The following is a 25,285-nucleotide window of genomic DNA, read 5'->3' as shown; positions in this document are numbered from 1 at the left end:
CATGACGGCGTCGGCGGCGGACCGGGCACTCGCCTCTGTGCGGGAGACGACGGGACTCACCGAGGTGGAGGCCGCGCGGAGGCTCGCGGACACGGGACCCAACGAGGTGGCCGCGAGGAGGCCCGTACGGCTCCACAAGCGGGTCCTGGCTCAGCTGACCGACCCGCTGATCATGGTGCTCCTCGGTGCGGTCGTGCTGACCCTCGCGATCGGTGACCATCCCGACGCGATCGTCATCGGGCTGGTCGTCCTCGTGAACACGACCGTCGGCGTGGCGCAGGAGATCCGGGCCGACAACGCCGTCGCCGCCCTCTCGGCCCTCACCGCCCCGCACGCGCGAGTGCGGCGCGACGGGGTCGTCCGCGACATGTCGGCCGCCGTCGTCGTCCCGGGTGACGTCCTCTTGGTGGGCGAGGGCGACATCGTCGCCGCCGACGCCGAGCTCGCCGAGGCGTCCGCCGTACTGGTGGACGAGTCCATGCTCACGGGGGAGTCCGTGCCCGTCGACAAGGACGCCGGCGCGACGCTGAGCGCGGGCACGGTCGTCGTTCGTGGCCGGGGCGTGGCCATGGTCACGGCGACCGGCGCGTCCAGCGCTCTCGGCCGCATCGCCGCGCTGCTGGACGAACGTCGCGAGCCGACCCCGTTGCAGCGCCGCCTCGCCGCCCTCGGGCGCGTCCTCGCGGCCGTGACGCTCCTCCTGTGCGTCCTGGTCTTCGCCCTCGGCCTGGTACGGGGGCTCCCGCTCGGCACGATGGCCGTCACGGCCATCAGCCTGGCCGTGGCGGCGGTCCCCGAATCGCTCCCCGCCGTCGTCACCCTGGCCCTCGCGCTCGGGGCCCGGCGCATGGTCGCCCGGCACGCCCTGGTGCGTCGGCTGCCCGCGGTGGAGACGCTCGGCTCGGTGTCCGTCCTCGCCACCGACAAGACCGGCACCCTGACCGAAGGTCGCATGGTCGTCCAGCACGTCTGGACACCACGGGTGAGCGCCGAGCTCTCGGGCGTGGGGTACGAACCCGAGGGCGAGGCACTTGTCGCCGGGAGGCCGGCAGGGGCGGACGAGCTCGAGACGCTGCGCGAGCTGCTGACGGTGACCGCTCTCTGCAACGACGCCACGCTGCGCCCGCCGGATGACAGGGCGTCCGACGGCCGATGGACGGCCCTGGGCGACCCCATGGAGGCCGCCCTGCTGACGGCCGCGGCCAAGACGGGCTGCCGGGAGCCGACGGAACTGTCGATGACCCGCCCTCGGATCGGAGAAGCGCCCTTCGACAGTCTCCGCAGACGCATGACCACGCTCCACACGACTGGCGGAGGCGCGGTGCTCGTCTGTCTGAAGGGCGCCCCCGAAGCCGTACTCGACCCGGCCGTCCTGCTCGATCCTCCGGACGCGCTCGCGGCGGCTCGCCTGGAGGCCGCGCGCCTGGCCGCCCGGGGGTACCGCGTGCTCGCCGTGGCATCGGGCGTGCGGAACGACATCCCGAGCCCGGTCACCGCGGCGGAGTCGGGGCTCGCGCTCCTCGGCCTCGTCGCGCTCAGCGACCCGCCCAAGCCGCATGCCGCAGCGACCCTCGCCTCCTGCCGTGCGGCGGGCATCACCCCCGTCCTCATCACCGGAGACCATCCGGCGACGGCTCGGGCGGTGGCGTCCCACGTCGCACTTCTGGGCGACGGCGACGAGACGGAAGGTCACGTCGTCACCGGGGCGGACGTGGCAGCGGGACGGGTCGCCGACCTCACCTCGGTGCGGGTCTTCGCCCGTACGGACCCCCAGCAGAAGCTGGACATCGTGGAGGCGTGGCGCGCCAGGGGAGCGGTGACGGCGATGACCGGCGACGGGGTCAACGACGGCCCGGCGCTGCACCGTGCCGACATCGGTGTAGCCATGGGGGCGCGCGGCACGGAGGTGGCGCGGCAGGCCGCGGACCTCGTCCTCACCGACGACGAGCTCTCGACGGTCGTGGCGGCCGTCGAGGAGGGGAGGCGGGTCTACGACAACATCCGCCGCTTCCTCGTCTACGGGATGGCCGGCGGCGCGGCAGAGATCCTCGTGATGCTCATCGGCCCGTTCCTGGGGCTTCCGCTGCCTCTTCGCGCGGGCCAGATCCTGTGGATCAACCTCCTGACACACGGTCTCACGGGCGTCGCGATGGGTGCCGAGCCCGCGTCCCCGGGCGCGATGCGCCGCTCCCCGCGCCCACCTGACCAGCACATTCTCGGCGGTGGCGCCTGGCAGAGGCTGCTCCTTCTCGCGGCCGTCGTCACGGCGGCCTCCCTCGGTGCAGGACTTACCGCCCAGGCACTGGACCTGGCCTGGCAGAGCGTCCTCTTCCTCGCCCTGCTCGCCGCGCAGCTCGGTGTGGTCCTGGGCCTGCGCACCCGACTCCTGACCAAGGAGAACCCGTTCCTCCCGCTGTCCGTTCTCGCCTCCGCCCTTCTGGCAGCGGCAGCCCTGTACGTGCCCTTCCTCGGATCGGTCCTCGAGACCGAGCCGCTCGGCTGGGCAGGCGCCGGAATCGCTCTCGTGTGCGCGCCCGCCGGATTCGTGGCGGCTCGCGTCCTGCGGACCGCATTCCACCCAGGGGAGCCGACAGGAACCGGTGCCGCATCCGGACTACGGTGAAACTGTGCGCCTCGGGTACTGCCCGAGCGCTCGGCGCAGCCGGAGGTTTCGATGGGTCGTGGCCCCGAGCCCGCGGACGGCAGGATTCCGCGGCTGAGACTCGACGAGCTGCTCGACGAGCTTCAGGTACGCATCGACGAGGTGCGGGGCACCAGGGACCGGCTCAACGGGCTGCTCGAAGCCGTCATGTCCGTCGGCCGGGAACTCGATCTGCCACAGGTGCTGCGCGGCATCGTGGATGCAGCCGTCACCCTCGTGGACGCCGAGTACGGGGCCCTGGGCGTCATCGGGGACGACCAGAAGCTCTCGGAGTTCCTTCCCGTCGGCATCAACGACGACCTGCGGGCGCGGATCGGCGACCTGCCCTCCGGGCACGGCATCCTCGGCGAACTGATCCGCAACCCCCAGCCCCTGCGCCTCGCCGAGCTGTCCGAGCACCCGGCCTCGTACGGATTCCCGCCCCATCACCCGCCGATGCACTCATTCCTGGGTGTCCCCATCCGGGTCCGCGACGAGGTCTTCGGCAACCTCTACCTCACCGAGAAGCGGGGAGCGGCGGACTTCGACGCAGAGGACGAGGCCGTTGTCACAACCCTGGCCGTCGCCGCCGGCATCGCCATCGAGAACGCCCGGCTCTACGAGGAGGGACGGCTCCGCCAGCGCTGGCTGGCCGCGATCTCCGATTTCACCAACGCTCTCCTGTCCGGCGCGGAGGAAGCCGAGGTCCTCGACGGGATGCTGGAGCAGGCGGTGGACATCGCGGGCGCCGACATGGGGGTCTTCTACCTGGTGGGTGTCGGCGGCGAGCTGCGTGGCTCGCTGGCCTGCGGCGAGGGAGCCGAAGCGCACAGCGGCGTGGTCCTGCCGAGCAGTGAAGGAACCCTGGTCGAGGCTGCCCTCGCGCAGGAGGGCCTGGTCATGGTTGCCGACGTCGAGAACGAGCCGCGCATCACGGTGCAGCCCGAACGATGGAGGGGGTTCGGACCTGCGGTGGCCGTCACGGTCGGCACCAAAGAGCGTCTCAGCGGGGTGCTGATCCTTGCCCGGCGTCACGGGCGGCCCCCGTTCACCACCGCCGAGGCCACCGCCCTTCCGGGATTCGCGGGGCAGGCGGCACTGGCGCTGGAACTGGCCGACCGCCGTCGTGACGCCGAACAGGTGAGCCTGCTGGAGGATCGTGACCGGATCGCGCGCGATCTGCACGATCTGGCGATCCAGCGTCTGTTCGCCACCGGGATGACACTGCAGAGCGCCCGGCGCTTCATCGAGCACCCGGAAGCCGTGGAGCGGCTGAGCCGGGCCATCGAGGATCTCGACGCCACCATCAAGATCATCCGGTCGACCATCTTCGGTCTACGGGAACACGACACCCCTGGAACCGCCCCGAAACTACGAAACCGCGTGGTCAAGGCGGTGGACTTGGCCGCGTCGACGCTCGGATTCGCTCCCGCGCTGCGCATGGAGGGTCTGCTTGACACCGACGTACCACCGGAAGCGGCCGAGGAGGCGCTCGCCGTCCTCGGGGAAGCGCTCACGAATGTGGCGCGGCACGCCCGGGCCCGAAGCGCGGAGGTGTCGGTCGTGGCCGACGAGGGCGTGCTGGCGGTGACGGTGAGCGACGACGGGGTCGGCATCCCCCACGACGGCAGGCGCAGCGGACTACGGAATCTGTCCGAGCGGGCCGAGCGGCTGGGCGGCACCTTGACGGTCCGCACGCGTGCGGCGCCGCGCAGCGGCACGGTCCTCGAGTGGCGGATCCCCCTCTCGGTCGACCGGGAGTGAGAGCCTCTACTTAAGTCCCCTCGGTGTCGTGCTCGTGGACCTGCGCGGCGATGACGGCCGCCTGGACGCGGCGCTCGACGCCGAGCTTGCCGAGCAGCCGGGAGATGTGGTTCTTGACGGTCTTCTCCGACAGATAGAGCCGCTTGGCGATCTGGCGGTTGGTGAGACCCTCGCCGATGAGATCGAGGACGGACCGCTCCCGCTCGGACAGCACCGCTAGCCGCTCGTCCTCCGGCGGCTTCGCCGACTCCGGGTCCCGGAGCGAGTGCATCAGCCGGGCGGTGGTCGCCGGGTCGAGCATCGACTGCCCGGTGGCCACGGTCCGGATCGCCGACACCAGGTCGGACCCCTTGATCTGTTTGAGGACGTACCCGGCGGCGCCGGCCATGATCGCGTCGAGGAGGGCGTCCTCGTCGTCGAACGAGGTCAGCATCAGGCAGGCCAGCTCGGGCATACGGGAGCGGAGCTCCCGGCATACGGAGATGCCGTCGCCGTCGGGCAGCCGGACGTCGAGAACCGCGACGTCCGGCCGCAGGGCGGGCCCCCTGGCCAGCGCCTGGCCGGCCGTCGACGCTTCGCCGACCACTTCCATGTCGGGCTCGTCGTCGATCAGGTCACGAAGGCCCCGGCGGACAACCTCGTGGTCGTCGACGAGGAAGACCCGCGTGGGTGGGGTGGCTGTCGGCAGATCGTTCATGGCGATCCCTGTGGTCCGTCGCGTACGTACCCGCCCCTCAAGAGGATTGTCCGTCATCGAACGCCTCACCGGGCAGGATCGAGATCCATCCGGACGTCTACGACCCCCTCCACCGCGCGAACCGCCCGGGCCAGGAGCGGCACCAGCGACCTGTCGGAGAGCCCACCGTGGATCGTGGCCACCCCCTGCTTCACCGTGACGTCCAGCTCCTCCGGTACAGCGGACTCGCTGAGCACGGAGCGGCGGACGTCCTCCTCGACCTCGGCGTCCGTACGAAGGAACACCTTCAGCAGATCGCTCCGGCTGACCACGCCCTCCAGCATGCCGATGTCGTTCACCACGGGCAGGCGCTTCACGCGACGGGTAGCCATGATCCGTGCCGCCTCGGCGAGGGTCGCGTCCGGGTGGACGGTCACGGCAGGGCTGGACATGAGCTCCCCGGCCCGTACGGCTCCGGCCTTGGACGCCGCAGCGAACTCGTCCGCGCGCGGCTCGTCCGTGCGGAACTCCTCCTTCGGCAGCAGATCGGCCTCCGACACGACCCCGATCACCCGCCCCTCGCCCTCCAGAACTGGCAGGGCACTCACTTTCCACTGGTCCATGAGTGCGACGATCTCCTTGTACGGAGCGTCACGCCCGATGGCGACGGCGGTGTGGGTCATGACGTCGCTGACGGTGTAGCGCGAGGCGGGCATCACGTTCTCCCAGGGGTGAGGATCTACATGCCGCTCCCGTGCGGGGCGTACAGGTCCAGCAGCCGCACACGAGCGGAGAAGAGGCGGTGGGCGAGCATCTGTCCGACGAAGTGGTCCAGGGCGAGGCCGAAGCTCGGATCGGCGTCCATCATCATGCGCACGGTCGCCGCGTCGAACTCGTCGGCGCGGACCCTCGTCATGGCCTCGGCTCCGAAGCGCCAGCGGTATGGCTCGAACAGCCACGACCAGCCGAGCAGTTCACCGGTACTGACGCTGTCGACCACGGCCGGCCGCCTGCCCGGGACACGGACGTCCAGGGTGACCGTCCCCGTACGGATGACCCAGAACCGATCAGCGTAGCCGCCTTCCTCGAACAGCCGGGTACCTTCAGGGAAGTCCACCGGGTCGGCACACTGCAACAGCCGGTCCCGCTGGTCGGCGGAGAGGGCCGCGGTGAGGCGTGGGTTGGGGGGAGTGCTCATCGGGGCCTCCTGATCGGTGTTCACTCCCAGTCTGTCCTTGTTCCGGGAGGGGAGAGGAGGGCCGGATGGTCCCCCTTGCAGCGCTGTTCGGCCTGCGCGAGGAGGATCAGACCGTTCCGGCATCCCGCGGCCGGCGGCACGCGTCGGTCCCTGACCACGGCCGCGACGCCTGCGCGACGATCTCCGGTACCCGTGGAGCGGAGCGCCTCCGACGTGATCTCCCGTTGGCCGGCGGGGGACCCGATGGGTCGGTCAAGCGACTTGGAGGGACGCGCCCCACGCCCGCGCGCGCTCCCTTTCGCCCTCGCGCAGCGGTCCTTCGGTGTTCTCGATGACGAAACCCTCCGGCTCTGCGACGAGTTCATAACCGTGGCTGCGCAGCCGACGTGCGATGCCGCCGGCGGCGGCGCCCGCGAGGCGCATGTCCGCACGGGTGTCGAAGGCCGCGGCAGCGTGGGTACCGGTGTGGGCCTTCGGGAGCGTGTCGTGGAACCAGTCGCGGACGCCAGGGCCCTCCGCGCCCTCCTCGGGGGTGAAGGCACGCTCTTCCCTCTCGGCCTCCTTCTCCTCGGCCTTCAGCCCCATTTTCCGGCTCATCCCGGTGGTCATGCCTCGCATGTGGGTCGGCCCGCCGACGACCAGCAGGTCGGTGGGACCGATGCGCTCCGGCAGCGCGTCGACCACTGCCACGCACTCGACTTCAGCGTCTGGGTGGGCCTCCTTCACGCCCTCTCCGATCGCGTCGGCGACCTCGCGCGTGTTGCCGAACAGGCTCTCGTAGACGATCACGGCACGCATCTCGACACATCTCCTCATGGGTGTCGTTCTCCGGCCTCTGAGCCCGCTTCGATCGTCCGCAGCCCCCCGCAGCACGACGCCGACGCCTGGCCAAACCAGCGTCGAGTAGCGGCCGAACCGTGCGGTGGAGACCGGGTCGGTGCGGGTAGCGCGAGCTTCGTAGGTCAGCAGGGACCGCCGTACCCCGTAGGCGTGGACGAAGAAGGCGGCCGCCATCTTCGCCCAGCCGGGCTCATCGAAGCCCGCGTAGCCACCGGGTTCGGTTTCGAGCAGGCCGGGGACTCGCGTCGAAGGCGGAGTGACCACCGGCCGGCACGCCAGGCGGGAGAACCGGAACTCGGGCAGCGCCGCGTCGAGCAAGAGAGGCTCGGCTGTCGCGGCGGCGCTCGGCTGGGCATTCATGTACACCTCCCGGATCCGACATCACCAGTCTGGTCAACCGGCAGGCATCTCGCTGGGGCCGAACGGTCCCCGGTCGCGTGGCGGCGTGGCTGGCTCCACGGCGGCGGCCGGCCCCTGCCTTACTCAGAGTCGAAGGCCGTCCAAGGAGCCCGCCTCATGGACCTTCTGCTGATCCAGCCATTCGAGGACTTCGTTCTTCTTGTAGAGGACCTTGGCATTCCTGCCGCGACCGAGCTTGTAGCCCTTCAGTCCCAGCTTCGCGGCTTCTCTGTGACCCAGCTCGTCGAGAGAAACGGCGGTTTCGCCAACCGGCGATCCGCTGCTATGTTGCCGCGCTCCCTGACCCACCCGTCCGTGCTGCGGAGGGGCTGTCCTCGGGGCATTCGGGGCTCGATACGACGCCCCCGGACCACTCGGGGGCAGCAGCTGTACCTACGGTCTGCTGGCATCCTTGGACGCCGCAGTGACAGTGATCACGCGGAGCCTCCGAGGTCCGTTGCGTAGGCTGGCATCGTCGCAGCGGCGGGGAGTGGACGGGCCGACTCAGCCCTCCCGACCCATCCTGACGGCGCGTCAGAAAAGTCAGCAAGTGGTCAGCATCAGTCCTGAAAAACCTAGGGAACGCTGCCCGGACATGCGACTCGTTGTAAGGTAGGGAAACCGCCCTTGACCTGCAAAAACGCAGGCAGGGAGCCTAGTTCCAGGAGTACCTCGATGATGCGTACGATGTTCAAGTCCAAGATCCACCGTGCCACCGTCACCCAGGCCGACCTCCACTACGTCGGCTCCGTCACCGTCGACGCCGACCTGATGGACGCCGCCGATCTGCTGCCCGGTGAGCTGGTCCACATCGTCGACATCGACAACGGGGCCCGCCTGGAGACGTACGTCATCGAAGGGGAGCGGGGCTCCGGGGTGATCGGGATCAACGGGGCCGCGGCACATCTCGTGCACCCCGGGGACCTGGTGATCCTGATCAGCTACGCCCAGGTCGAGGACGCCGAGGCGCGGGCGCTCGTGCCGCGTGTCGTGCACGTCGACGGTGAGAACCGCATCGTGGAACTGGGCGGCGACGCGTCCGCGCCGGTGCCCGGGAGCGACACCGTGCGGCCGCCGCACGCCGTGCCCGCGCGGGCCTGAGCCGAGCGCGGGTCCGAGCCGAGAAGGAGAAGCGCACCATGGCCGAGCCGACCATCCGGGACGACCGGGAGAAGGGGCGCCTCGAGGCGTTCGACGACGGCGAGTACGCCGGGGTCGTCGTCTACTTCGTCCTCGACGCCGAGCCGCACGCCCTGGTCGCGGTGCACACCGTGGTCGAGGCGACGCACGAGGGGAAGGGCGTCGCCGGAGCGCTGGTGCGGGAGTTCTACCGGATGGCCGCGGCCGAGGGCGTGCCCGTCGTGCCGCTGTGCCCGTACGCGGCCAAGTGGGCCGAGCGGCACCCCGGCGAGGCCCCCGTGCCCGCCGAGGACGTCGTCCGCGCGGCCAAGCGTCAGCTGAAGGCCACGCCGGAACTCTGGTGACCCCGGCCGGGTACCGACCCGAATGAATGGGCTCCGCGAGCGCGGGCACACGCACCGGGAGAACCTGGAGCCGAATGTCCGCGCCCACCACTGGAGCCCGACCATGACCCAGCCCCCCATCCCGGATCCGCTGCCGCCGCCCGTCCCGCCGGTGCCGACGCCCGTGCCTCCGCCGAGCCCCGTGCCGCCGCCCACTCCCTCGCCCGTACCGGAACCGGAGCCCCAGCCGGAGCCGGGACCTGCCGGGTTCTGACGGCGAGGTGACGGACGGGGCGGGGGATTGCGCCCAAGACCTTGTCACGCACGGTTGCCCGCCCTTACCGTGGGCGACTGCCGATGCGTTCAAGGGGGGCCCATGGCCGTACGCGGGAGACACCGCCGGTACCAGCCGAGCCGGATCAACCGTGCCTCGCTCACCGTCACCGCGGGCGGCGCCGGCATGGCCCTGCCGCTGATCGGGGCGGGCACGGCGCAGGCGGCCTCGCTCGACGTCTGGGAGAAGCTCGCGTCCTGCGAGTCCTCCAGCAACTGGCAGATCAACACCGGCAACGGCTACTTCGGCGGACTGCAGTTCAGTCAGTCCACCTGGGAGCGGTACGGCGGTACGCACTACGCCCCGCGCGCCGACCTCGCCTCCAAGGACCAGCAGATCGCCGTCGCCGAGCGCGTCCTGAAGGGCCAGGGCCCGGGCGCCTGGCCGGCCTGCGCGCCGCGCGCCGGGCTGGAACGGGGCAGTGACGCCCCTGGCGTCGAGACCCAGACGGAGCGCACGCGCCCGCTGTCGAACGCCGCGTTACCGGCCCAGCGGAAACCGGCTTCGAGCGCGACGCCGACCACCGTTCCGACCGTCCGCGAGATGTACACGGTCACGCCCGGCGACTCCCTCTCCGCGATCGCCCGTGACCAGCACGTCAGGGGCGGCTGGCAGCGGCTCTACGAGGCCAACCGCCGGGTCGTCGGCAGCGACCCCGACCTGATCTACCCCGGCCAGCGCCTCACCCTGCGGATGACTGCCCCCGCCGCCCCCGCGAAGCCCGCGGTGCCGAAGCCGGCCGCGCCGAAGCCGGCCACGAAGCCCCCGGCCCCCGCGAAGCCCCCGACCTCCCAGGCCCCCGCGAAGCCCGCGCCCAAGCCGCCGGCCGCCGCGACGCCCGGCACCAAGCCGACCGCCAGGCCCGTCACGGGGCCCACGGACCGGCCGACCGCACGGCCCGGCACCAAGCCGATCGCCAGGCCCGGCACCAAGCCCGCCGCCCAGCAGGCGACCAAGCCGGTCCACAAGCCCGCCCCGAAGCCGGTCCACAAGCCCGCGCCCCGCCCCGCCCCCGACCGCTTCACCTCGCCCGTCTCCGACACCGACATCGGCACCAGCTACCGCGTCCAGGGCTCCTCCTGGTCCAGCGGCTACCACACGGGTGTGGACTTCCCCGTCCCCACCGGCACCTCCGTCCGGGCCGTGGCCACCGGGAGGGTCGTCTCCGCCGGCTGGGGCGGCGCGTACGGCTACCAGGTCGTCATCCGCCACGAGGACGGCCGCTACAGCCAGTACGCGCACCTCTCCGCCCTCACCGTCCGTGAGGGGCAGCGGGTCAACACCGGTCAGCGCATCGCGCGGTCAGGATCGACCGGCAACAGTTCGGGACCGCACCTGCACTTCGAGATGCGCACGGGTCCCGGGTACGGCTCCGACATCGACCCCCTCGCCTACCTCCGCGCCCGGGGCGTCTCGATCTGAGGCCCGATCCGGTGACTCCCGATCCCGTGACTCCCGATCCCGGTCCGGTGACTCCCGATCCCGGTCCGGCGCCCGGTCCGGCGCAGGATCTGACACCGACAGCGAGTCCTCGGGCCGCGCAAGCCGGTCCATCGTGAGCTGGACCAGGCCGCCCGCGGCCACCGCGCCGCAGATCAGCGCGGCGACGGTGCCGGCCGCCCCGTAGCGGAAGGACTCGCCGAACAGGGTCAGCCCCACCGCCGCGGCTATCACCGGGTTGACCACCGTGACGGTGGCCAGCGGGGCGGCGAGGCCCGCGCCCCGGTACGAGGCCTGCGACAGCAGCAGGCCGGTCACGGCGAGCGCCGAGAGGATCAGCAGGCTGGTCCACTCGGCCAGCGGTGCGCTCGCCGTCCACTCCTCGGCCACCGACTTGGTGAAGACCGAGGCGATGCCGAACGACACCCCGGCCGCCGCTGCCAGGATCACGCTGCGCAGCACCGAGCGGCCCACCACGTGCGCCACCACGAAGAGACCGGCCACCGCGCCGAACGTCGCCGCGGCGAGCAGATGCCGCTCGCCGTCGGCGAGAGCCTGCGCCCCGGTGCCGCCCGTCAGGCTGAGCAGCCCGGCCAGGCCCACGGTCGCCATGACGGCTCCCCGCCAGGCCGTACGCCCGGCACGGCGGCCCACGAAGAGCGCCGCCATCGGCAGCGCGAACACGATCGTCAGGGCGCCCAGCGGCTGCACCAGGCTGAGCGGGCCGTAGGCGAGGGCGGCCACGTGGAGGGTCGCGCCGAGGCCGTTGAGCAGGACCGAGCCCCACCACGCCGGGCTGCGCAGCGGTGCGTAGCGCGGGCCGGTGGTGGAGGCCGCGACCCGCTCCTGCACGATCGCCGCGGCCGCGTAGGCGACCGCCGAGACCAGGGCGAGGAGCACGGACAGCACGAGGGGGCTCATACCTTCCACGATCTCTCTTCCGGGCCTTCACGTCGTCGTACCGGGGAACGTGATCGGAAGTACCGCAGATGGAGTACGACGGACTCCGGTACACCTCGGGATGTACGCCTTCGCAGGTCAGGAAGGGGCTAATCCGACTTTTCCGGTGTCTGGGCCGCAGCGGCCCGCGCGAATCGGGGCCGGCGGGAAAACCCAACCCGAGCCAGTCCGCCGGCGATCCGGTCCACATTGGCCCGTACCGTGTCCCTCCGGGAGACCGGTGGCGGCGGAAGGACGCAGGGGTGGAGCTTGATCTTGTCGAGAGCGCGCGGATCGGCGGCTTCTTCGCGCTGCGCACCACCGCGCCCGAGCCCGGCGGCGGTGCGGCGCACCGCCCGCTCGCGCGCCTGTACGCGGGCGAGGACGGCCCCCTGACCGCCCGCGTGGACCGGGTCGGCGCCCGCCTCGGCGCCCCCGAGCGGCGGGTCGGCGCCTCCGTCGCCCAGCTCGGTCTCGCCGCCCGCCTGTGGTCCACCGCCCTCGGCCCCGCCGCGCTCTACGGCCGCTTCCCGGACCTGGCCCCCGACACCCTGCACTGGGACGGCGCGCTCACGTCGCCCGAGGACCTGTGGTGGTCCGGCACCGCCACCCGTCCCGCCACCGTCGCCGAGCTGCGGGCCGCCGTCCACGAGGCCCACCTGATCCCGCTGCACGCGGCCTTCGCCCGCGACGGCCGGATCTCCCCGCGGCTGCTGTGGGGCAACGCGGGCTCCGCGCTCGCCGGGGCGCTGCGCGAGCTGACCCGCTGGGCCCGCGCCCATGACCGCCCCGAGGCCGCCGAGCGGGCCGCCCGGCTCGTCCAGGGCCTCTTCGACCACCCGGACCTCGCCCGTACCGTCCGGGGGCCCGCGCTGCGCCGCACCAGCTGCTGCCTCTACTACCGCTGCCCCTCCGGAGGCCTGTGCGGCGACTGTGTGTTCGACCACCCGCCCGGAACGGGTTTGGAGGGGCGGCCCCCGGCTCCGTAAAGTTGCGTACTCGAAACCCGTCCTTGAATCCAGTGACGGCGCGAGCGACCGAGGAACGACGAAGGCCATGACGGTGACTGAAGAGACCCAGGACTACGGGCCGGGCATCGACCCCGAGCGCCTGGCCGTCTGCCTGAGCGTGCTCGACGAGCTCGACAAGATCGAGGTCGACCACCCGGACGCCATCGCCGTCCGCCGCGCCACCGCCGGCATCTACCGGACCGTGAAGCAGCGCCGCCGCCAGGAGCGCCGGGCCGCCAAGACCGCCCACGACAAGGCGGTCACCGAGGCCACCGCGACCGGCTCCGCCCAGCGCATCGACGACGAGACCGAGGGCATCCTGCCCTCCTCCGTCACCGAGGCCGGCCGGATCGCCGGGATACTTCAGCGCCCGCGGTCCTGCTACACCTGCAAGACCCGGTACGTCGAGGTCGACTACTTCTACCACCAGCTCTGCCAGGACTGCGCCGCCCTGAACCGGGCCAAGCGGGACGTCCGGGCCGACCTCACCGGCAAGCGCGCGCTGCTCACCGGCGGCCGCGCCAAGATCGGCATGTACATCGCGCTGCGGCTGCTGCGCGACGGCGCGCACACCACCATCACCACCCGCTTCCCCAAGGACGCCATCCGCCGCTTCAAGGCCATGGAGGACTCGGCGGACTGGATGCACCGCCTCGAGGTCGTCGGCATCGACCTGCGCGACCCGGCGCAGGCCGTCGCGCTCGCCGAGCAGGTCGCCGAGGCCGGCCCGCTGGACATCCTCATCAACAATGCGACGCAGACCGTGCGCCGTCTGCCCTCCGCGTACGCCGCCCTGGTCGAGGGCGAGAGCGCGCCGCTGCCCGCCGGCGAGCTTCCCGCCCACCACGTCATCGGCGCCTTCAACTCCGGCGCGGTCGACGGGCTCGCCGCGCTGCCCGTCGGCGTGAGCGGACTCGAGGCGCAGAAGGTCGCCGACCTCGCGCTCGTCGCGGGCAACGCCAGCCTCGCCCGGCACCTCGACGGCACCGCCATCGACGCGGGCGGCCTGCTGCCGGACGTCGTCGAGACCAACACCTGGGTGCAGACCATCGAGCAGATCTCCCCGGTGGAGCTGCTCGAGACCCAGCTGTGCAACTACACGACGCCGTTCATCCTGATCAGCGCGCTGCGGCCGGTGATGGCGGACGCCGCGAAGAAGGCGGCCAGCGGACGCGCCTACATCGTCAACGTCTCGGCGATGGAGGGCGTCTTCAGCCGCGGCTACAAGGGCGCCGGCCATCCGAACACCAACGCCGCCAAGGCCGCGATGAACATGGTGACGCGGACCAGCGGCCAGGAGATGTTCGAGACCGACCGCATCCTCATGACCTCGGTCGACACCGGCTGGATCACCGACGAGCGCCCCCACTTCGACAAGCTGCGCCTGGCCGAGGCGGGCTTCCACGCCCCGCTCGACCTGATCGACGGCGCGGCCCGGGTCTACGACCCGGTCGTGCGCGGTGAGCAGGGCGAGGACCTTTACGGCGTGTTCATGAAGGATTACGCGCCCGGAAACTGGTAATTCACCGCCTTTTGTCCGGATATTCGGGAAGGCGTTGTCACCCGTTCGCGTCACACTTTGGCGCCCCATAGAGCGCTGACGCGCTCATCTGGTTAGTCTGATGTCCACGGTCGGCCACCGGGGTTTCACCGAACCCTCACGGCCGGCCCGGGGACTGGCCTGTCACCAAGGCCGCGGTCCCGCCCGAAGAACGGCGCCACCGCGACCGAACGGCCCTTGTCCCCATAGGTACGCGACACGAAGGAGTGCGCGGTGACACCAGAACTGACCAAGCAGGAGAAGACCCCCGCCGAACCGACCGAGCGGACGCGCCGGTCCGGAGAGCTGGGAAGCCTCGAAGTGTGGGCACGCTCGGCCCCCATCCGGCTCGCCGGATACGAGGACGACCTCGCCGAGCCGCACATCCTGCCAGGCATCGACTGAGTCGGAACTGTCGCTTCGCCCCGTGCCCCCGGCCGCCCCTGCGCGGCCGGGGGCACGGGTGTGTGCGAGGGGGTCGGACCCGCCCGGGTCCGCCCCCCCCGGATCGGGCCCGAGGGGGGTCAGACCCGCCCGGCCGGCTCCCGCAGCCGGATCGGCGGCAGGTACTCGCGCAACAGCGTCCGGTGCCACCACGCCCCGGTCTCCCGCAGCTCGCGCCAGGTCGTGTATCGGTAGCGGTACAGCCTGGCCCGCACCAGCGTGGGCGGCGCGTCGGGGAACGGGTTGTGGCGCAGCAGCCGCAGGGTGTCGCGGTCGCCGGCGAGCAGCCGCTCGACGAACGGCCCGAACCAGTCGCGCGCGTAACCGGGGGAGAGCGCCGCGAACCACATCAGCCAGTCGAGCCGCAGGTGGTACGGGGCGAACGGGCGCGGCAGCCGGCGCGGATCGCCGGGCTTGCCCTTGAAGCCGTACTCCTTCCACACCGTGCCGGGATGCGGCACCGGATCGTCCGTGCCCTCGATCACGATCTCGTCCCTGACCCGGCCGACCGTGCCGAACGCGCCGTACGTGTTGACCAGGTGGAGCGGGTCGTACGAGCGGTTCATGGCCTGCCGCCGCGAGATCAGGTTGCGCACCGGCCGCCGGCTCAGGAACAGCACCAGGGCGGTGGCGGCGCAGACCACGACCACGTACCAGAGCGGGGCACCGGGCTGCGGGCGCTCTCCGGCGACGAGCGAGCCGTCCATCGCGGAGAGGGCGAGGACGATGGTCAGCCAGTTCAGCCAGGCGAAGTTGCCGGAGAGCACCAGCCACAGCTGGGTCGCCGCCATCAGGCCCGCCGCGACCGTGGCGACCGGCTGCGGGGTGAAGAGCAGCACCGGCACGCCCAGCTGGACGACGTGGTTGGCGGCGCACTCGACCTTGTGCAGGGGCCTCGGCAGGTGGTGGAAGAACCAGCTCAGCGGGCCGGGCATCGGCTGGGTCTCGTGGTGGTGGTAGAGGCAGGTCAGGTCCCGCCAGCAGCGGTCGCCGCGGATCTTGATGAGCCCGGCGCCGAACTCGACCCGGAACAGCAGCCAGCGCAGCAGGAACAGCACCAGGACCGGCGGACCGGTGTCGTCGTTGCCGAGCAGGACGGCGAGGAAACCGGTCTCCAGGAGGAGCGACTCCCAGCCGAACGAGTACCAGGTCTGCCCCACGTTCACGATCGACAGGTACAGCCCCCACAGCACCAGCCACAGCAGCATCGACACCGCGAGGGGCACGGCGTCGCCCGCGCCCGCGACGAGCGCGAGCGCCAGGGCGGCACCGCCCCAGGAGACGCCCGCGAAGAGCCGGTCGGAGTAGTGCCACTGGAAGAGGCTGGGCGCGGCGCGCGCGGGGACCCGGCGCACGTACTCCGGCACCGGGAGCATCCCGCGCTCGCCGATGAGGGCCCGGAACTGGAGGGCCGCCGCGAGGAAGGCGACGAGGTACAGCCCGGCGAGCCCGCGCTGGAAGACGATCCGGCTCAGCCAGTAGTCGGGTGCGGTGAACCACTCCATCGCGTCCGGCGGTGGAGGTCGGCGGCCGTCAGCCCTTCTCGTCCTCGTCCGCCGCCCGCTCGCCCTCCGCCTGGGAAGGAGTGGTACGGGTGGTCATGGGATGCATCTGCTGCTTCTGCATCGTGTCCATGTCCTCTTCGAGGCGCTCGCCCTCGGCCTGCGAGGGGCTGGTGTACTCGTCGTACTGGCTCATGGCCGCCTCCTAGGGGAGTGCAGAGGAGTACAGAAGGAGCGTAACTCTCGCGGGGCGCCTATGAGCCGCCGGCCGGGCCGCCGGCCGGCCCCTCGGCCGACTCGTCGACCAGCCGGGTCAGGGCCATGCCCAGGCGGCGGGCGTAGCCGAGCTGGAGGGCCCGGACGACCGGGCCGCCGAGCCGGGTGTACCAGGCGGCGGCGCGGCTGAAGGCGGTCACCGTGAACCAGACCGAGCCGTCCTCGCGCAGGTCGACGACGAAGGACTCCTCACCGCACTCGGGGTGCCCGCTTCGGGTGCCGTACGCGAAGCCGGTGGCGGTGGCCGTGTACGCCGTCCAGATCACCTGGCAGGGCGCGGTGAACCGCACCGGCCCCAGGCCCATCGAGACCTCCAGGGTGACACCGGGCTCGGCACTGACGGCCGCGCTGTCCACCCGGGCGCCGGTCGCCCGGTGCATGCGCCACGTGGTGACGGCGGCCCCGGCGGCCTGGTAGGCCGCCCTGCCGTGGCCGACGCGGACCGTGTGGTGCAGGTGGTGGTAGCCGGCGGGCAGCGGTCCGGTGCGGGTGGCGCCGACCTCGGGGTAGTTCGGCCCGGTGGCGGTGGCCGGGGCGTCCGAGAGGCTGCGGATCAGTCGGGTCATGCCGGGAGCTCCGTTCGGTGTGTGGCGTTCGTGGAGTGGCGGGCTGTTCAGGCGGTCCGGGGAAGGGGGTGGGGCAGGCGCGGCTCCCCCGGCCGGTCGGCCGGGAGCGACCGCAGGCGCCGCCAGGCGAGCAGCGAGCACAGGGCGAAGCCGAGCGCGTTGCCGAGGCCGTGGGTCGCGGCCATCCAGGTCAGGCTCGGGTGTGCGAGGCCGGTGGCCTCGCCGACCGCCCAGCTGAGCGCGAGCAGCATGGTGGCGACCAGGACCACGGCGGAGACCCCGAGCAGGGCGCGGGTGGCCGGGTCGGGGGCGGTGCTGCGCACCTCGCGCCAGGTGAGCAGGCCGACGGTCCACATGCCGGCGGTCAGGACGAGGGCTCCGGCCAGCTCGGCCCAGTCGTCGACGAAGTAGCCGAGCAGGACGAGCAGGGTGCCGAGCGGGACGCTGAGCGCGGCGAACCGGGCGGCGGGCCCCGGGGACGTACGGCAGACGAGTCCGGCGACCAGGGCGGCGGTGAAGCCCGCGAAGTGGAAGTGGGGGACGGTCAGCGCGAGGATGCCGAGCTCGAAGCCGAACAGCCCGTGGCCGGCGCGCTCGGCGACCAGGGCGAGGCCCGCGACCGAGGGGGTCGCGAGGGCGGTGAGCACCGCGATCTCGGCGGGGGCGAGCGACCGCGTGACCACGAGGCGGGCGGGGGCGTGCAGCGCGAGCGCCAGGGTGGCGAGCGCATAGCAGCCGGCCAGCGCGGCGGCGAGCGGGGAGCGGGGGAGCCAGAGGGCGAGCGCACCCGGGGCGGCGAGCAGCGGCCAGGCGCGGCGCAGGAGCCGCAGGGTGGCAGGCTCGGCTCCGGCCTGGACCCCGGCCGGCTCGGCTTCGGCCGACTGGACCCCGGCCGACTGGACCCCGGCCCGCTCGGCTCCGGCCTGGACCCCGGCCGGTCGCCGGCCGTCGTCGACGAGGCGCAGGCCGGCGGGGACGACCACCAGCATCCCGAGCATCACGATCAGTCCCACGAGTACGGACATGGCACCACACCCCCCTGTTGAACACGTTCAACCGTCGTGGTCGAGCGTAGAGCCTGCCTTGAACGTGTTCAAGGTCGGGGTGGGGCGGGGCGTTCGCCGGATGGCCGCGCCTGGATTGCGGGCCTCGGGGCGCTGCGGCAGGAATGAAGGAACGACTCGGGGGTGAAAGGCGGGAGAAGCAGGTGCGCTCACTCAGACGATGGCCCTCGCGGCCCGTTGCCGTCACGCTGGCCGCGCTGGCCTCGGCCGCGCTGATCGCCGGATGTTCCGCCGGCGACACCGGCGAGGCGGGCGCGGAGCAGACCGCGGCCGCGCCCGCCCGGGAGGTGCTGCTCCAGCCGGCCGGCGGCCAGGGCCCCGACGCCTTCACCGCCTCCACCGCGCAGGAGGGCGCGCCCGCGGAACCGGACGATCCTGCCGCCACCCCCGCGGGGCCGGCCGACCCGCCCGCCACCACCGTCGGCAGCCCCGCCCCGGCCGGCCGCGAGCTCAGCGGCGCCACCCCCGGCCTCTACGGCGGCACGCGCTCGGTCGCCAGCTGCAACGTCGAGCAGCAGATCTCCTACCTCACCACCGACCAGGCCAAGGCGCGCGCCTTCGCCGAGGCCGCCGGCATCCCGGAGACCAATGTGGCGGGCTGGCTGCGCGGGCTCACCCCCGTGCTGCTGCGCGCCGACACCCGGGTCACCAACCACGGTTACCGCGACGGGCGTGCCACCGCCTTCCAGTCCGTCCTCCAGGCCGGTACGGCCGTCCTCGTCGACCAGTACGGCACCCCGCGCGTCCGCTGCGCCTGCGGAAACCCGGTGCGTTCCCCGGGGGCCGCCGACGGCGCCGTACACACCGGGCAGCCCTGGTCCGGCTACCGGCCGGACCGGGTCGTCGTCATCAAACCGACCGGCACCGTCGTCACCGACCTGGTGATCGTGAACCTCGCCGACAACACCTGGCTCCAGCGCAGGTCGGGCAGCCACGGCGAGCAGGACCGCAGGCCCGACGTCCTGCCGCCCTGCGACCCCGCCTCCTGCGACATCGTCACCTCCCCGCCCGCGCCGCTGCCGGAGACCCAGACCCCGCAGTCGCCCGCCGACCCCGACCGTCCGGCCGCCCCGACGAGGCCGGACGACCCGGCCACGCCCAGGAACCCGGTACAGCCCCCGCCGGACGCCGGCAGGACCGTACCGACCCCCGAAGGCCCGGGAACGGCACCGCAGGCGCCGGTCGCACCGGACGCCCCCGTCGTACCGGACGGCCCGAGCGACCCCGGCGGCCCGAGCGACCCCGGCGGCCCGAGCGAGCCGGGCGGCCCGAGCGACAACCCCGTCCCCGAGCCGCCGCCCTCCTTCGAGGAGCTGCTCCCCGGCGACCCGCCGCAGCAGCCCGAGACCTTCGAGGGCTGACATGTCTCGGTTGGGACCCGGTTCCGATCTTCGCCGTGCGCGCGGGCGGGGCTGCGCCTAGCGTGGCCCCATGACTGCGGGTACAGGGGGCGGGGAGGCGGCCGGGCGGTGCCGCTGCGAAGCGGGGTCGGCGGGGCCGACCTGCTGCTTTCTCCATGAGTTCGGCCGGGAATTCCGGATGGGCAGCTTCGACTGGGACCTGCTCACCGGCCGGATGACCATGGACCAGGGCGCGCTGCACGTCTTCGACATGGACCCCGCCGACTACGACGACGACCCCGCGACCCTCGGCTCCCGGGTGCTGTCCGACGAGGGCCGCCGCCTCGACGCCCTCGTCGCCCAGGCGCTCAAGGACGGCAGCGAGCGCTACGGCGCCTACTTCCGCATCCGTACCCGCTCCGGCGAGCAGCGCTGGACCCACACCCAGGGCCTGGTCCGGCGCGACGGGACCGGCCGCCCGTTCCGTATCGTCGGGATCGTCCGGGACGCCTCCGACGAGCTGACCGAGTCCGCCGCGCGGCTCGGCCTCGACGAGGGGCGGCGGCAGCGCACCAGCGTCGTCGAGGGCACCACGGCCGCCCTCGCCCACGCCCGCACGGTGCAGGACATCATCGATCTGCTGGGCGACTCCCAGGGTCTGGAGCACTTCGGCGCGGCCAGCCTCGTCATGGGCCTCCTGGAGGCCGGCCGGATCCATCTCGTCGCCGAGGGGCCGGACGGCGCGTTCGTCCCCGGCACCCGGTTCACCCGGGTGGACGAGCCGTACCCGATGAGCGAGGTCGTCCGGACCCTGCGCCCCCGCTTCATCGAGTCGCCGGAGGACTTCGCCGCCTCCTACCCGATCCTCTGGCCGCACATCAGCGGGCTCGGCATCACCTCGGCGGCCTATCTCCCGCTGATCGCCCAGGCCCGCCCGATCGGCGCCCTCGGCCTGCTCTACAGCGACCGCACCGGCTTCAGCGCCGACGAGCGCAACCTGCTCGTCGCGCTCGGCAGTTCCATCGCCCAGAGCCTCCAGCGGGCCGTGCTGTACGAGCAGGAGCACGACCTCGCCGAGGGCCTCCAGCAGGCGATGCTGCCCCGCCGCATCCCCGACGTGCCCGGCGCCCAGATAGCCGTCCGCTACCGCTCCGCCCGGCTCGGCCGGGACATCGGCGGCGACTGGTACGACATCATCCCGCTGCCCGGCGGCCGGGTCGGCGCCGTCATCGGCGACGTCCAGGGCCACGACACCCACGCTTCCGCCGTCATGGGGCAGCTCAGGATCGTGCTGCGTGCCTACGCCGCCGAGGGCCACACCCCCGCCACCGTGATGGCCCGTGCCTCGGTCTTCCTCCACGAACTCGACACCGACCGCTTCGCCACCTGCACCTACGCCGAGGCCGACCCCGCCACCGGGCTCGTCCAGATCGTGCGCGCCGGCCACGTCGACCCGCTCGTCCAGGAGGCCGACGGCACCGCCCGCAGGGTGGCGGTGGACGGCGGCCTGCCGCTCGGTCTTTCGGCCGAGTTCTCGCGGCTCGACTACCCGGTGACCACCGTCGAGCTCGACCCGGGCCAGACCCTGCTGCTGTACACCGACGGCCTGGTGGAGAAGCCCGGCACCGATCTCGACGAGGGCCTCCAGTGGCTGTCCTCGCTGGTCAAGCGCGGCCCGAGGGACCTCCAGGAGCTCGCCGACCACCTGTGCGACGTGGTCGAGGAGCGGGGCGGCGAGGACGACGTGGCGATCCTGCTGCTGCGTCGCGAGGGAACGTATCCCCAGGCCGGCGGGCGCCTCCAGCAGCACGTGGGGCAGAACGACCCGGAGGCGCTGCGCTCGGCCCGGCACATGATCCGGGCCGCGGTACGGGCCTGGGGCGCGGAAAGCCGCTCCGACGAGATCGAGCTGGTCGCCGACGAGCTGACGACCAACGCCCTGATGCACACCGACGGCGGCGCCATCGTGACCCTGCGGATGCTGCCCGGGCCCGAGCGGCGGCTGCGGGTGGAGGTCGAGGACCGCTCCAGCGCCCTGCCCAGGCGCCGGGAGGCGGGGGAGTCGGGCGTCTCGGGCCGCGGCCTGCTGCTCGTGGACCGGATCTCCGACCTGTGGGGCGTGGAGCCCAGGGGTGGCGGCAAGTGCGTGTGGTGCGAGTTCATCACCGAGCCCACGACGCGTTAACGGTACGTGAACTGATCGTACTTGACCGTAACCGACCGTAGGCGATTGACTTCGTCTGCCTTCCCCCTTCAGGGTCTCTCCTCCGGACCGCCCCTCCACGACTTCCCCGACCCCTGAGGACACCGTGCGCAGCGAGCTCCTTGCCCCGCTCGACCTGGCCTTCTGGCACCTCGAATCGACCGCCCACCCGCTGCACCTGGGCGCACTCGCCCACTTCGGCCCCACCCCCGACGCCACCTACCCGACCGCCCTGCTCGCGGACCGCGCCACCGCCGTCCCCCGGCTGCGCAAGCGCGTCCAGGACGTCCTCATCCCGGTCGGCGGGGCCGCCTGGACCACCGACCCGGACTTCGACGTCGCCCGTCACGTCCACGAGATCGCCCTGCCCGGCACCGACTTCGCCGCCGAAACGGTCCGGCTCGCCGGCGAGCTGATGGAACGGCCCGTCGAACGCGGCCTGCCGCCCTGGGAGATGTACCTCCTCACCGGCGCGCCGGACGGCTCCTTCGCCGTCCTCGTCAAACTCCACCACGCCCTCGCCGACGGTCTGCGCGCCGTCGCCATCGGCTCCGGCATCTTCGACGAGACCGCCGCCGCCCGGGCCGCCGCCCGCCGCCACCGCCCCGCGCCGGCCCGGCCCCGCCGCACCGCGTCCGCCTCGCCCGCCGGGCCCGCGGGCCTGGTCGGCGCCGCCCGCGAGCACCTCGGGGACCGGCTCGGCGGGCTCGGCGAGCGGCTCGGCGAGCTCGGCCGGGCCGTCGAACTCGGCGCCTCCGTCGTCCGCGCCTCCCGCCCCGCCGCCCTCGCGCCCACCGCCTTCCGGGCCCTGGCCGCCGCCCCCAGCGGCACCCGCCGCATCGCCACCGCCGTCCTCGACGAGCAGCGCGTCCAGCGGGTACGCCGCGGTGCCGGCGGCACCGCCAACGACGTCCTGCTCGCCGTCACCGCCGGAGCCCTGCGCCGCTGGCTCGACGGCCGCGGCGAGAGCCCGCCCGCAGCCGATCCCCGCGCCCTCGTCCCCGTCACCCGCCGCCGCCCCGGCACCCCCGCCCTCTCCCACGGAAACAGCCTCTCCGGCTACCTCCTCGACCTGCCCGTCACCGAGCCCGACCCGGCCGTCCGGCTCGCCGCCGTCCGCACCGCCATGGACCGCAACAAGGCCGCGGGCCCGCTGCGCGGCGCCGGCGCCGTCGCCCTGCTCGCCGACCGGCTGCCGCCGCTCGCCCACCGCTTCGGCGCCCCGCTCGCCTCCGGCGCCGCGCGGCTCCTGTTCGACCTGCTCGTCACCCACGTCCCGCTGCCCCGCGTCGCCCTCTCCCTCGGCGGCGCCCCGCTGCGCGCCCTGTTCCCGCTCGCCCCGCTCGCCCGCGGCCAGTCCCTTGCCGTCGCCCTCTCCCCGTACGGCGGCCACGTCCACGTGGGCCTGGTCGCCGACGGCCGGGCCGTCCCCGACCTCGACGCCCTCGCGGCCGGTTTCCACGCCGAACTCGACCTGCTGGACCCCGGAGTCTGAGGCAGGGTGGAGCCATGCCCGAACTGCCCGAGGTCGAAGCCCTCCGCGAGTTCCTAGACGAGCACCTCGTGGGCAAGGAGATCGCCCGCGTGCTGCCCGTCGCGATCAGCGTGCTCAAGACGTACGACCCGCCGCTGAGCGCGCTGGAGGGCGCCACGGTCTCCGCGGTCGCCCGGCACGGCAAGTTCCTCGACATCGAGGCCGGCGGGCTCCACCTGCTCGTCCACCTCGCCCGGGCCGGCTGGCTCCAGTGGAAGGACGTCCTGCCGTCGGGGCCACCGCACCCCGGCAAGGGCCCACTCGCCCTGCGCACCGCACTCACCGGAGGCGACGGCTTCGACCTCACCGAGGCCGGCACCACCAAGCGCCTCGCCGTCCACCTGGTCCACGACCCCGCCGACGTGCCCGGCGTCGCCCGCCTCGGACCCGACCCGCTCGCCGCGGACTTCGACCTCGCCGCCTTCACCGCCCTGCTCGCCGGCGAACGCCGCCAGATCAAGGGCGCACTGCGCGACCAGAGCCTCATCGCCGGCATCGGCAACGCGTACAGCGACGAGATCCTGCACGCCGCCAGGATGTCCCCCTTCAAACCCACCCAGAACCTCACCTCCGAGGAGACCGCCGTCCTGTACGAGGCGATGCGCACCACCCTCGGCGAGGCCGTCGAACGCTCCCACGGCATCGCCGCCGGCAGACTCAAGGCCGAGAAGAAGAGCGGACTGCGCGTCCACGGCCGCGCCGGCGAGACCTGCCCGGTCTGCGGGGACACCATCCGCGAGGTCTCCTTCAGCGACTCCGCCCTGCAGTACTGCCCCACCTGCCAGACCGGCGGCAAGCCGCTCGCCGACCGCCGCATGTCCAAGCTCCTCAAATAGACTCCCGCGCATGCTGCGCGTACTGGCCGTCGACGACGAGGCGCCGGCCCTCGGGGAACTGCTCTACCTGCTGCGGGCCGACCCGCGGGTGCGCAGCGCCGAAGGCGCCGGCGACGCCACCGAGGCGCTGCGCAGGATCGGCCGCGCCCTGGAGAGCGGAGTGGACGGCGACGAGGCCGTCGACGTCGTCTTCCTCGACATCCACATGCCCGGGCTCGGCGGCCTCGACCTCGCCCGGCTGCTCGGAGGCTTCGCCCGGCCGCCGCTGATCGTGTTCGTCACCGCCCACGAGGGCTTCGCCGTCCAGGCCTTCGACCTGGAGGCCGTCGACTACGTCCTCAAGCCCGTGCGGCGCGAACGCCTCGCCGAGGCCGTCCGCCGCGTCCACGACCTCGTGCACGCCACCGCCGCGCAGCCCGTCCAGGCCCCGCCGCCCGCGCCCGAGCAGATCCCGGTCGAACTCGGCGGCGTCACCCGCTTCGTGCCGGTCGACTCCATCGCGTACGTCGAGGCGCACGGCGACTACGCCCGCCTGCACACCGACCACGGCAGCCACCTCGTCCGCATCCCCCTGTCCACCCTCGAAGAGCGGTGGGCCGCCCGCGGCTTCGTCCGCGTCCACCGCAGCCATCTCGTCGCCCTCGGCCGCATCGACGAGCTCCGCCTCGACGGCGGCGCGACCTCCGTCCGCGTCGGCGACGCCGAACTCGCCGTCTCCCGCCGCCACGCCCGCCAGCTCCGCGACCTGCTGATGCGGCGGGCGGACGGCTGACCGGCACCCGAAACGGGCAGGCCGGGAACCCCTACCGGGGCCGCGCCCCCTCTGCGTACACTCCACGGGCCCACCAGACCGTGAGAGAGCGGACGCGCCGATGTCCGAGCAGCACCCTCCCCCCGCCTCCGGCAGGGCGGACAACCAGCCACGGCCCCGGCGCGAGACCGTCACCCACGCCTCGGCCATGGGCGGCCCCGTGCCCCGGCCGCGCCCCCATCACCCGCCCGCCCGCTCCGAGATCAGCGAGCACACCACCCTCGGCCACACCTACGTACGCTCCCTGATGCGCAGCCAGCTGCGCGCCGCCCTCACCGGCCTCGGCGCCCTCGCCCTCCTGGTCGGCTCGCTGCCGCTGCTGCTCGCCCTGCCCGCCCCCGAGGCCGCCGTGTGGGCCGTGCTCGGCGTCGGCGTCCACCCGGTCGTCTGGGCCATCGCCCGCTGGTACGTGCGCCGCGCCGAACGCAACGAACGCGCCTTCACCGGCCTCGTCGAGCGCTGAAC

General features: G+C 73.0%; 24 protein-coding genes. 14 read left to right on the top strand and 10 right to left on the bottom strand.

All coding sequences use genetic code 11. The features are described 5' to 3' along the window. The first annotated feature begins 1 nt into the window (after nt 1). Nucleotides 2-2,623: a cation-translocating P-type ATPase gene (locus tag ACIGEZ_RS25765; protein WP_399835016.1), complete on the top strand. Its 2,622-nt coding sequence runs from the start codon at nt 2-4 to the stop codon at nt 2,621-2,623. A 51-nt stretch (nt 2,624-2,674) separates the two neighbouring features. Next, nucleotides 2,675-4,405 carry a GAF domain-containing protein gene (locus ACIGEZ_RS25760; RefSeq protein WP_399835013.1) on the top strand — a complete coding sequence of 577 codons (1,731 nt, stop codon included), beginning with the start codon at nt 2,675-2,677 and terminating at the stop codon, nt 4,403-4,405. A gap of 10 nt (nt 4,406-4,415) precedes the next feature. Here the strand turns inward: ACIGEZ_RS25760 and ACIGEZ_RS25755 are convergent, their stop codons facing one another. The 5 genes from ACIGEZ_RS25755 to ACIGEZ_RS25735 form a co-directional block, all read right to left on the bottom strand. Beyond that, nucleotides 4,416-5,102, bottom strand: a complete 687-nt coding sequence (locus tag ACIGEZ_RS25755) for a response regulator (RefSeq protein ID WP_399835010.1) — start codon at nt 5,100-5,102, stop codon at nt 4,416-4,418. Nucleotides 5,103-5,167: 65 nt separating this feature from the next. Next, entirely contained in the window at nt 5,168-5,797 is a 630-nt protein-coding gene (locus tag ACIGEZ_RS25750) for a CBS domain-containing protein (protein ID WP_399835007.1), read from the bottom strand. 23 nt (nt 5,798-5,820) lie between these two features. After that, nucleotides 5,821-6,279 carry a Crp/Fnr family transcriptional regulator gene (locus ACIGEZ_RS25745; RefSeq protein WP_399835004.1) on the bottom strand — a complete coding sequence of 153 codons (459 nt, stop codon included), beginning with the start codon at nt 6,277-6,279 and terminating at the stop codon, nt 5,821-5,823. A gap of 252 nt (nt 6,280-6,531) precedes the next feature. Next, nucleotides 6,532-7,479 carry a flavodoxin domain-containing protein gene (locus ACIGEZ_RS25740; protein ID WP_399835001.1) on the bottom strand — a complete coding sequence of 316 codons (948 nt, stop codon included), beginning with the start codon at nt 7,477-7,479 and terminating at the stop codon, nt 6,532-6,534. Nucleotides 7,480-7,602: 123 nt separating this feature from the next. Next, nucleotides 7,603-7,827 carry a hypothetical protein gene (locus ACIGEZ_RS25735; protein WP_399834998.1) on the bottom strand — a complete coding sequence of 75 codons (225 nt, stop codon included), beginning with the start codon at nt 7,825-7,827 and terminating at the stop codon, nt 7,603-7,605. A gap of 366 nt (nt 7,828-8,193) precedes the next feature. On the opposite strand from ACIGEZ_RS25735, the gene panD reads away from it, so the two are divergent. From panD to ACIGEZ_RS25720, 3 genes are all read left to right on the top strand, one after another. After that, entirely contained in the window at nt 8,194-8,619 is a 426-nt protein-coding gene (gene panD / locus ACIGEZ_RS25730; RefSeq protein WP_399834995.1) for an aspartate 1-decarboxylase, read from the top strand. Between the two features lie 38 nt (nt 8,620-8,657). After that, nucleotides 8,658-9,002, top strand: coding sequence for a GNAT family N-acetyltransferase (locus ACIGEZ_RS25725; RefSeq protein ID WP_399834992.1), 345 nt, complete (start codon nt 8,658-8,660; stop codon nt 9,000-9,002). 355 nt (nt 9,003-9,357) lie between these two features. Next, complete coding sequence (locus ACIGEZ_RS25720) at nt 9,358-10,737, top strand: transglycosylase family protein (RefSeq protein WP_399834989.1); 1,380 nt, start codon at nt 9,358-9,360, stop codon at nt 10,735-10,737. On the opposite strand, the gene ACIGEZ_RS25715 is transcribed toward ACIGEZ_RS25720, so the two are convergent. Further along, nucleotides 10,618-11,676 carry a DMT family transporter gene (locus ACIGEZ_RS25715; protein ID WP_399834986.1) on the bottom strand — a complete coding sequence of 353 codons (1,059 nt, stop codon included), beginning with the start codon at nt 11,674-11,676 and terminating at the stop codon, nt 10,618-10,620. The two genes, ACIGEZ_RS25720 and ACIGEZ_RS25715, sit on opposite strands and share 120 nt — an antisense overlap. Before the next feature lie 281 nt (nt 11,677-11,957). Here ACIGEZ_RS25715 and ACIGEZ_RS25710 point away from each other — a divergent pair, with 281 nt between their 5' ends. The 3 genes from ACIGEZ_RS25710 to ACIGEZ_RS25700 all read left to right on the top strand — a co-directional run bounded on the left by ACIGEZ_RS25710 (nt 11,958) and on the right by ACIGEZ_RS25700 (nt 14,649). Further along, nucleotides 11,958-12,683, top strand: coding sequence for an IucA/IucC family C-terminal-domain containing protein (locus ACIGEZ_RS25710; protein ID WP_399834983.1), 726 nt, complete (start codon nt 11,958-11,960; stop codon nt 12,681-12,683). A gap of 67 nt (nt 12,684-12,750) precedes the next feature. Beyond that, nucleotides 12,751-14,226, top strand: coding sequence for an SDR family NAD(P)-dependent oxidoreductase (locus ACIGEZ_RS25705; RefSeq protein WP_399834980.1), 1,476 nt, complete (start codon nt 12,751-12,753; stop codon nt 14,224-14,226). A 252-nt stretch (nt 14,227-14,478) separates the two neighbouring features. After that, nucleotides 14,479-14,649: a hypothetical protein gene (locus ACIGEZ_RS25700; RefSeq protein ID WP_399834978.1), complete on the top strand. Its 171-nt coding sequence runs from the start codon at nt 14,479-14,481 to the stop codon at nt 14,647-14,649. 119 nt (nt 14,650-14,768) lie between these two features. Here ACIGEZ_RS25700 and ACIGEZ_RS25695 read toward each other — a convergent pair whose 3' ends face one another. The 4 genes from ACIGEZ_RS25695 to ACIGEZ_RS25680 are packed head-to-tail and all read right to left on the bottom strand — an operon-like array spanning nt 14,769 to nt 18,057. After that, nucleotides 14,769-16,193 carry a lipase maturation factor family protein gene (locus ACIGEZ_RS25695; protein WP_399834976.1) on the bottom strand — a complete coding sequence of 475 codons (1,425 nt, stop codon included), beginning with the start codon at nt 16,191-16,193 and terminating at the stop codon, nt 14,769-14,771. A gap of 28 nt (nt 16,194-16,221) precedes the next feature. After that, nucleotides 16,222-16,386 (bottom strand): hypothetical protein, encoded by a 165-nt coding sequence (locus tag ACIGEZ_RS25690; RefSeq protein WP_399834973.1) that lies wholly within the window; start codon nt 16,384-16,386, stop codon nt 16,222-16,224. Nucleotides 16,387-16,444: 58 nt separating this feature from the next. Further along, the gene (locus ACIGEZ_RS25685) at nt 16,445-17,032 is read right to left on the bottom strand and encodes a DUF1990 family protein (RefSeq protein ID WP_399834971.1); all 588 of its coding nucleotides are present in this window, start codon (nt 17,030-17,032) and stop codon (nt 16,445-16,447) included. Nucleotides 17,033-17,079: 47 nt separating this feature from the next. Next, entirely contained in the window at nt 17,080-18,057 is a 978-nt protein-coding gene (locus ACIGEZ_RS25680) for a YndJ family protein (RefSeq protein WP_399834969.1), read from the bottom strand. A 182-nt stretch (nt 18,058-18,239) separates the two neighbouring features. Here ACIGEZ_RS25680 and ACIGEZ_RS25675 point away from each other — a divergent pair, with 182 nt between their 5' ends. The 6 genes from ACIGEZ_RS25675 to ACIGEZ_RS25650 all read left to right on the top strand — a co-directional run bounded on the left by ACIGEZ_RS25675 (nt 18,240) and on the right by ACIGEZ_RS25650 (nt 25,283). Continuing rightward, nucleotides 18,240-19,457 carry a DUF6777 domain-containing protein gene (locus ACIGEZ_RS25675; protein ID WP_399834967.1) on the top strand — a complete coding sequence of 406 codons (1,218 nt, stop codon included), beginning with the start codon at nt 18,240-18,242 and terminating at the stop codon, nt 19,455-19,457. 70 nt (nt 19,458-19,527) lie between these two features. Next, the gene (locus tag ACIGEZ_RS25670) at nt 19,528-21,621 is read left to right on the top strand and encodes a SpoIIE family protein phosphatase (protein WP_399834965.1); all 2,094 of its coding nucleotides are present in this window, start codon (nt 19,528-19,530) and stop codon (nt 21,619-21,621) included. Between the two features lie 124 nt (nt 21,622-21,745). Beyond that, nucleotides 21,746-23,134 (top strand): wax ester/triacylglycerol synthase family O-acyltransferase, encoded by a 1,389-nt coding sequence (locus tag ACIGEZ_RS25665; RefSeq protein WP_399834963.1) that lies wholly within the window; start codon nt 21,746-21,748, stop codon nt 23,132-23,134. Between the two features lie 14 nt (nt 23,135-23,148). Further along, nucleotides 23,149-24,009, top strand: a complete 861-nt coding sequence (locus ACIGEZ_RS25660; protein WP_399834961.1) for an Fpg/Nei family DNA glycosylase — start codon at nt 23,149-23,151, stop codon at nt 24,007-24,009. Nucleotides 24,010-24,019: 10 nt separating this feature from the next. After that, complete coding sequence (locus tag ACIGEZ_RS25655; protein WP_399834958.1) at nt 24,020-24,781, top strand: LytR/AlgR family response regulator transcription factor; 762 nt, start codon at nt 24,020-24,022, stop codon at nt 24,779-24,781. Between the two features lie 100 nt (nt 24,782-24,881). Continuing rightward, nucleotides 24,882-25,283, top strand: a complete 402-nt coding sequence (locus ACIGEZ_RS25650) for a hypothetical protein (protein ID WP_399834956.1) — start codon at nt 24,882-24,884, stop codon at nt 25,281-25,283. The last annotated feature ends 2 nt before the right edge of the window (nt 25,284-25,285 follow it).

Origin of the sequence: Streptomyces sp. NPDC085481, from assembly GCF_044541845.1 — a bacterium.
Lineage (GTDB): Bacteria > Actinomycetota > Actinomycetes > Streptomycetales > Streptomycetaceae > Streptomyces.
Note: the sequence above shows the minus strand (reverse complement) of the source record. Positions and strands in the feature narration are given on the sequence as shown.